The organism is Brevundimonas sp. CURTG3B2_SDJG, assembly GCF_057364705.1.
Genome location: NZ_JBNFOJ010000176.1, coordinates 1 through 6,384, shown reverse-complemented (window position 1 = coordinate 6,384; position 6,384 = coordinate 1). Strand labels below are relative to the sequence as shown.

Annotated in this window: 7 protein-coding genes; 2 read left to right on the top strand and 5 right to left on the bottom strand. The window is 69.5% G+C overall.

Translation table 11 applies throughout. The features are described 5' to 3' along the window. Nucleotides 1-452: 452 nt before the first annotated feature. Genes AC2W7C_RS12175 through AC2W7C_RS12165 form a run of 3 tightly spaced genes read right to left on the bottom strand, consistent with a single transcriptional unit; the run spans nt 453 to nt 2,636 of the window. Nucleotides 453-851, bottom strand: coding sequence for an OsmC family protein (locus tag AC2W7C_RS12175; RefSeq protein ID WP_486001678.1), 399 nt, complete (start codon nt 849-851; stop codon nt 453-455). A gap of 13 nt (nt 852-864) precedes the next feature. Continuing rightward, nucleotides 865-1,767 carry a pirin family protein gene (locus AC2W7C_RS12170; protein ID WP_486001677.1) on the bottom strand — a complete coding sequence of 301 codons (903 nt, stop codon included), beginning with the start codon at nt 1,765-1,767 and terminating at the stop codon, nt 865-867. Next, on the bottom strand, nt 1,764-2,636 hold the full coding sequence (locus AC2W7C_RS12165) for a pirin family protein (protein WP_486001676.1): 873 nt from the start codon (nt 2,634-2,636) through the stop codon (nt 1,764-1,766). The genes AC2W7C_RS12170 and AC2W7C_RS12165 overlap by 4 nt, the downstream gene beginning before the upstream one ends. 111 nt (nt 2,637-2,747) lie before the next feature. Here AC2W7C_RS12165 and AC2W7C_RS12160 point away from each other — a divergent pair, with 111 nt between their 5' ends. After that, a complete protein-coding gene (locus AC2W7C_RS12160) occupies nt 2,748-3,668 on the top strand; it encodes a LysR substrate-binding domain-containing protein (protein WP_486001675.1) in 921 nt (306 codons plus the stop codon). Between the two features lie 15 nt (nt 3,669-3,683). On the opposite strand, the gene AC2W7C_RS12155 is transcribed toward AC2W7C_RS12160, so the two are convergent. Beyond that, nucleotides 3,684-3,995 carry a cell division protein ZapA gene (locus AC2W7C_RS12155; protein WP_486001674.1) on the bottom strand — a complete coding sequence of 104 codons (312 nt, stop codon included), beginning with the start codon at nt 3,993-3,995 and terminating at the stop codon, nt 3,684-3,686. Beyond that, nucleotides 3,995-4,252, bottom strand: coding sequence for a hypothetical protein (locus tag AC2W7C_RS12150; RefSeq protein WP_486001673.1), 258 nt, complete (start codon nt 4,250-4,252; stop codon nt 3,995-3,997). Before AC2W7C_RS12150 ends, AC2W7C_RS12155 begins: the two co-directional genes overlap by 1 nt. A 96-nt stretch (nt 4,253-4,348) precedes the next feature. Here AC2W7C_RS12150 and tkt point away from each other — a divergent pair, with 96 nt between their 5' ends. Further along, nucleotides 4,349-6,343 (top strand): transketolase, encoded by a 1,995-nt coding sequence (tkt, locus tag AC2W7C_RS12145; RefSeq protein ID WP_486001672.1) that lies wholly within the window; start codon nt 4,349-4,351, stop codon nt 6,341-6,343. Nucleotides 6,344-6,384: the final 41 nt, after the last annotated feature.

The window sequence follows — 6,384 nt, the reverse complement described above, 5'->3', positions numbered from 1 at the left end:
AGCGACCGGCGCGCGAGCAGTTGGAAGGCAGCTCAAAAAGGAGAAGGTGGCGGCGCGCGAGAACCGTGAATGGACTGTTCAATCCTCTCGACCTGGGTAGCCAGGTGGGCTCCGTGTGCCCGGGCCCTCGAGCCCAAACAGGGACAGATCCCTTCGAGTGAATTAAGGTCGCGAGGATAAGTCGCCTTCGACGTGAGCCGCAGCATGACCCGCCGCCGCGCAAGATAGTCGTTCGGGGGGCTTTGCGCCAGTGGGCGAGCCCGACGGGTGTTTGGGTGGAAGGGATACCCATTCGTCATTCCCGGCCTTGTGCCGGGAATCCAAGAACACTCCAGGTTGGAGTTCGAGACCGCCCGGGCGTCCCTTGCGGCTATGGATGGCCGGGACAGGCCCGGCCATGACGAAAGCGAGGGCTGAACGCCTCAAGGACTGTCGACGAAATATCGGCCAGCCTAGGCCGCGACCTCGGTGTGCACCGGAACCCCGTTCTTGATCGCCAGGGTAACCGGCGTGCGCTCGGCGACATCGGCCAACCGGGCGCGCTGGGCCTCGTCCAGCGGGCCGACGAAGACCAGCATACGCTCGATGCGGGGCGGGCCCTCCCCGCCCTTGTACTCGAGCCGGACCTCCAGGCCCTGCAGCGGCCAACCCTTCTTCTCAGCGTACATCTTCAGGGTAATCGAGGTGCAGGCGCCCAGGGCCGAGACCAGCAGGTCGAACGGCGCGGGGCCGACGTCCGCGCCGCCCATCCGCTCGGGCTCGTCGGCCGTGATCGCGTGCTGAAGCTGGGCGCCGGTCGCGATGTCGACGTGATAGCGGGCGGCGCCGATGCGGGCGGTGGCGATGGCCATGAGGAAACTCCGGTCAGGACGAGGCGACGGGCGGGGGCGCGCCGGGCTCAGGCGGCAGGGGAATGAACTCCTGATCGTCCATGTCCGGCAACTTCATTCGACCGGCGCGCCAGTCGGCCTTGGCCTGTTCGATGCGGTCCTTCGACGACGAGACGAAATTCCATTCGATGAACCGTTCGCCGACCGGCTCGCCGCCCAACACCATCACCGTCGAGGGCTCCAGGGCGCGCAGCACCGAGGCGACGCCGCGCTCCAACACCGCCATCTGGCCGTGGCCCAGAGGGCGGCCGTCGTCGATCTCCACCAGTCCCGAGACGACATAGACGGCGCTCTCGGAGTGGTCGGTCGGGGTCTGGAACCGCGCGCCCGAATCCAACTCCAGGTGCAGGTAGTGGAGGGGCGAGAAGACGCCGACCTGGGCCTTCATCCCCAGGGCTTCGCCCGCCGCCAGCCGTCCAGAGACGCCGTCGGCCCGCCAGGTCGGAAGATCCGCGCCGGCGCGATGTTCGAACGCAGGATCGGTCTCCTCCAGATTCGCCGGCAGCGCGACCCAGGCCTGGATGCCTTCCAGCCGCGCCCCCTCGCGCCGGGCCCGCTCCAGCCGCTCGGAATGTGTGACGCCGCTTCCGGCCGTCATCCAGTTGACCTCTCCGGGCCGGATGTCCTGATGGAAGCCCAGGCTGTCGCGGTGGGTGATCTCGCCGGAGAACAGATAGCTAAGCGTCGAAATGCCGATGTGCGGGTGCGGGCGGACGTCCAGCGACGTCGGGATGCCCGCCGGCATGTCGATCGGACCCATGTGGTCGAAGAAGGCGAAGGGTCCCACCATGCGCCGCTTGGCGAAGGGCAGGACCCGGCCCACCTCGAAACCGCCGCCGAGGTCGCGGCGGCGCTGATCGATGACGAGCTCGATCATCGGGCGGCCTCCTGCGCCGGGATATCGCCGAAGCGGCCGCTGTTGAAGTCGGTCACCGCCTGGCGAATCTCGGCCTCGCTGTTCATCACGAACGGGCCGTAGCCGACGATCGGCTCGTCGATCGGCTCGCCGGTCAGCACCAGGACCATGCTGTCGGCGTCCGCCGAGATCGTCGCGCCCCGGCCCTCGCGCGAGAGCATCAGGGCTTCCGCCGCGGCGGCCGCCTGGCCGCGACGACCACGCGGCCCGACAGCACCACCACGAGGCTGGTGTGGCCCTCGGGCAGGTCCAGCGCGACCTCGGCGTCCCGCTTCAGCCGCACGTCCCAGACGTTGACGGGCGTGAAGGTGCGGGCCGGCCGCGGTCCGCCCAGGTCGCCGGCGATGATCCGCGCGTCCCCGCGCGTCCGGCAGGGCGACGACCGGAATCTCGGCGTTCAGGATGCTCTGGTAGCCGGGCCGGGTCATCTTGTCCTTGGCCGGCAGGTTGACCCAGAGCTGCACCATCTGAAACGGGCCGCCCGAACGGGCGTAGCCCTTGGAGTGAAACTCCTCGTGAAGGATGCCGCCGCCGGCGGTCATCCACTGGACGTCGCCGGAACCGATCACGCCGCCCTGGCCGGTGGAATCCCGGTGCTCGACCTCGCCGTCGTAGACGATGGTCACCGTCTCGAAACCGCGGTGGGGATGCTGGCCCACGCCGCGCCGGGCGTCGGTGGGTTCGAAGCTGTAGGGGCCGGCGTAGTCGAGCAGCAGGAACGGGCTCGCCTGCTTGCCGAGGCTGTCATACGAGAACAGCGAGCGGACGGGGAAACCGTCCCCGACCCAGTGGCCGCGGTCGTTGCCGTAGCGTCCGAGCACCTTTTTCATGAGCGTCCTCCGTGTGGGCCGAACCGGTCGGCACGTTGGAAACGTTATGATCCTGGAACGCCGGACGCGGCAGATTGCGATTCCGGCTCGCTGCGTTCTAGAAATAGGACGATGCAGGACCTCAACGACCTCTTCTATTTCGTCCAGGTCGTCGACCATCACGGCTTCGCGCCGGCCGCCCGCGCCTTGGGCCTGCAGAAATCCAAGCTGAGCCGACGCATCGCCCAGCTGGAGGAGCGGCTGGGAACCCGCCTGATCCAGCGCTCCTCGCGCCGTTTCTCGGTGACCGATGTCGGACAGGCCTACTACCAGCACTGCCTGGCCATGCTGGTCGAGGCCGAGGCGGCCCAGGCCGTGATCGACAGCGCCCGCTCAGAGCCGCGCGGCGTGATCCGCGTGGCCTGCCCGCCCGGTCTGCTGACCTATCAGATGGGCGCGCTGATCACGGAGTTCATGACGCTGCACCCCGGCGTGGTCGTGCATCTGGAAAGCACCAGCCGGCGCGTCGATGTGATCGGCGAGGGCTTCGACCTGGCCATCCGCGTGCGCCAGCCGCCGCTCGAGGCTTCCGAGCTGGTGATGCGCAAGCTGGACGAAGCCGTGCATCGGCTGGTGGCCGGCCCGGCCCTAGTAGGCCGGCGCGAGCCGCCGCTGGGTCCGGGCGACCTGCACGACTGGCCCACAGTGGACTTCGGACCGCCTCGCGACAGCCATGCCTGGGACCTGAAGCGCCAGAACGGATCGACGGCGACGATCCGGCATCGCCCGCGGCTGGTGACCGACGACATCCCCATGCTGCACCGGGCGGCCCTGGACGGGCTCGGCGTTGCGCTGTTGCCCACGATCGTGGTGGCCGCCGACATCGAGAGCGGCCGACTGATCGACGTCCTGCCGGATTGGCGGCCCGAGCCCTGGATTCTGCACCTGGTGTTCCCGTCCCGGCGAGGTCTTCTGCCGGCGGTGCGCCGCCTGATCGAGTTCATCGCCGACGCCTGCGAACGTCCGGGCTACAGGATTTCCGAGACCCGCTGACCGTGTCTCGCCCGCTCAGAGGCCCTGGGCGATCTTCTCAAGGCGGGCGGCGACCGCGTTCAGCGCCTCGGCCACGCCGTCGACGCTGGCCGCGGCGCCAGGCGCGGGCGCGGCTCCTCCGTTCAGCCGGGCCTCGTGCAGTTCGTCGGCCAACATCAGCCCGGCCATTAGGAACAGCCGGATGTCGCCGACGTGGCCGACCTCGCCCGCCACCTGGCGAACGTGGCTGTCGAATTCGCGGGCCAGAAGGCGGACGCGCTCCTCCTGCCCGTCCGCGCAACCCACCGCATAGGGGCGGCTGTTGATCTCGACGGTCACCGTCGCCATCAGCGCGCCTCCTGTTCGCTCAGCGCGTCGCGAATCGCGTCGGCGGCGCGGGCCAGGGTTTCGGCGGCGTCGCGGCCGGCGGCTTCCAGCTCGTGGATGCGCACGCGGTCGGTCTCGCTGGAGGGCTGGGGCGCGAAGAGGTCGTCGTCGGGCACGCGGCTGGACCCCGCGGCGCGGCTCTTCAGATCGAGCAGGCGGCGTTCGAGCAGCGCGAGCGCCCGATCGACGCGATCCTTGGCGGCCGATGCAGCATCCATCCGGTCAGAACCTCCAGAATCCGTATAGAACCCGCGCGCGCGCCGGGGTAAAGCGGCGCGCCTCCCTTTTCCGCCTCCCGACAAAAAGGTCTCCCCGTGACCGACGCCAAAACCGTATCCGAAAAAGCCACTCCGAAGCAGATGGCGGACGCCATCCGCGTACTGGCCATGGATGGCGTCGAAAAGGCGAAGAGCGGCCACCCGGGCATGCCGATGGGCATGGCCGACGTCGCCACCGTGCTGTTCTCCAAATTCCTGAAGTTCGACGCGAGCCGCCCCGACTGGGCCGACCGCGATCGCTTCATCCTGTCGGCCGGCCACGGCTCGATGCTGATCTACGCCCTGCTGCACCTGACCGGCTACAAGGCCGCGACCAAGGAGGAGCTGTCGAACTTCCGCCAGTGGGGCTCCAAGACCGCCGGCCACCCCGAGTACGGCCACATGCCGGGCGTGGAGGTCACCACCGGCCCGCTGGGTCAGGGCCTGGCCACCTCGATCGGCTTCGCGATGGCTGAACGTCACCTGGCGGCCAAGTACGGCGAAGACCTGGTCGACCACCGCACCTGGGTGATCGCGGGCGACGGCTGCCTGATGGAGGGCGTGAGCCAGGAGGCGATCACGCTGGCGGGCCGCTACAAGCTGAACAAGCTGACGGTCCTGTGGGACGACAACGAGATCACCATCGACGGCAAGGTGTCGCTGTCGGACGCCACCGACCAGAAGGGCCGCTTCAAGGCCGCCGGCTGGGCGGTGAAGGCCGTCGACGGCCACGACATGGCGGCGATCAAGGCGGCGCTGAAGTGGGCGACGCGGCAAGACAAGCCGACGCTGATCGCCTGCAAGACCAAGATCGGCAAGGGCGCCGCCACCATGGAAGGCAGCCACAAGACTCACGGCGCGGCGCTGGGCGCGGCCGAGGTCGCGGCGACCCGACTGGGCCTGGCCTGGGACCACGATCCCTTCGAAATGCCCGAGACCGTCCTGTCGGCCTGGCGCAAGGTCGGCCGCCGGGGCGCCAGGGACCGCAAAGCGTGGGAGGCCCGCCTGAACGCTTCGGCCCAGGCCGCGGACTTCACCCGCGCGATGAAGGGCGACCTGCCGGACGGCGCCTTCGCCGCCCTGGACGCCAAGATCGCCGAACTGGTCGAGACCCGGCCCGCCCAGGCCACCCGCCAGTCGTCGGGCGCGGCGCTGGATGAATTGTTCGCCGCTATCCCCGAACTGATCGGTGGCTCGGCCGACCTGACCGGATCGAACAACACCTTCGTCAAGGGCACGCCGATCTTCGACGCGCCGACCTACGAAGGCCGCTACGTCAACTGGGGCATCCGCGAGTTCGGCATGGCCGCGGCGATGAACGGCCTGGCGCTGCACGGCGGGGTCATCCCTTACGGCGGCACCTTCATGGTGTTCTCGGACTACAGCCGCCCGGCGATCCGACTGGGCGCGCTGATGGGCGTGCGGGCGATCCACGTGCTGACCCACGACTCGATCGGCCTGGGCGAGGACGGCCCGACCCACCAACCGGTCGAGCACCTGGCCGCCCTGCGCGCCATCCCGAACCTGCTGGTCTTCCGCCCGGCGGACACGGTGGAGGCGATGGAGTGCTGGAAGCTGGCGCTGGAGCACAAGGCCAACCCGTCGGCCCTGGCCCTGTCGCGTCAGAAGACGGCGGCGGTGCGCGTGACCGCGTCGAGCGAGAACCTGTCGGCCAAGGGCGCCTATGAACTGCGCGCCGCGAACGGGTCGGCCAAGGTCACCCTGTTCGCCACCGGCACCGAGGTTCCGCTGGCCCTGGCGGCGGCCGAAACGCTGGAGGCCGACGGCGCGCCGACCCGCGTCGTCTCGGTCCCCTGCTTCGAGCTCTTCTTCCAGCAGCCCAAGGCCTATCAGGACAGCGTCCTGGGCCGCGGCACGGTCCGCGTCGCCGTCGAGGCCGCCATCCAGCAGGGCTGGGAGCGCTTCATCGGCGAGGACGGCGCCTTCGTCGGCATGACCGGCTTCGGCGCCTCGGCTCCGGCGGAGGTGCTGTACGACAAGTTCGGGATCACCGCCGAGGCGGTGGTCGCTGCAGCCAAGGCGCGGCTGTGAGCCTGATCCGCCGCCGGATCCTGGCGGCGGCGCTCGCCCCT

What these genes read in the sequence shown, in the direction of transcription:
- AC2W7C_RS12155 (WP_486001674.1), bottom strand. Translation starts at nt 3,995, where the DNA reads ATGGCGACGGTGACCGTCGAGATCAACAGCCGCCCCTATGCGGTGGGT.
- AC2W7C_RS12160 (WP_486001675.1), top strand. Translation starts at nt 2,748, where the DNA reads ATGCAGGACCTCAACGACCTCTTCTATTTCGTCCAGGTCGTCGACCAT.
- AC2W7C_RS12150 (WP_486001673.1), bottom strand. Translation starts at nt 4,252, where the DNA reads ATGGATGCTGCATCGGCCGCCAAGGATCGCGTCGATCGGGCGCTCGCG.
- AC2W7C_RS12165 (WP_486001676.1), bottom strand. Translation starts at nt 2,636, where the DNA reads ATGAAAAAGGTGCTCGGACGCTACGGCAACGACCGCGGCCACTGGGTC.
- AC2W7C_RS12170 (WP_486001677.1), bottom strand. Translation starts at nt 1,767, where the DNA reads ATGATCGAGCTCGTCATCGATCAGCGCCGCCGCGACCTCGGCGGCGGT.
- AC2W7C_RS12175 (WP_486001678.1), bottom strand. Translation starts at nt 851, where the DNA reads ATGGCCATCGCCACCGCCCGCATCGGCGCCGCCCGCTATCACGTCGAC.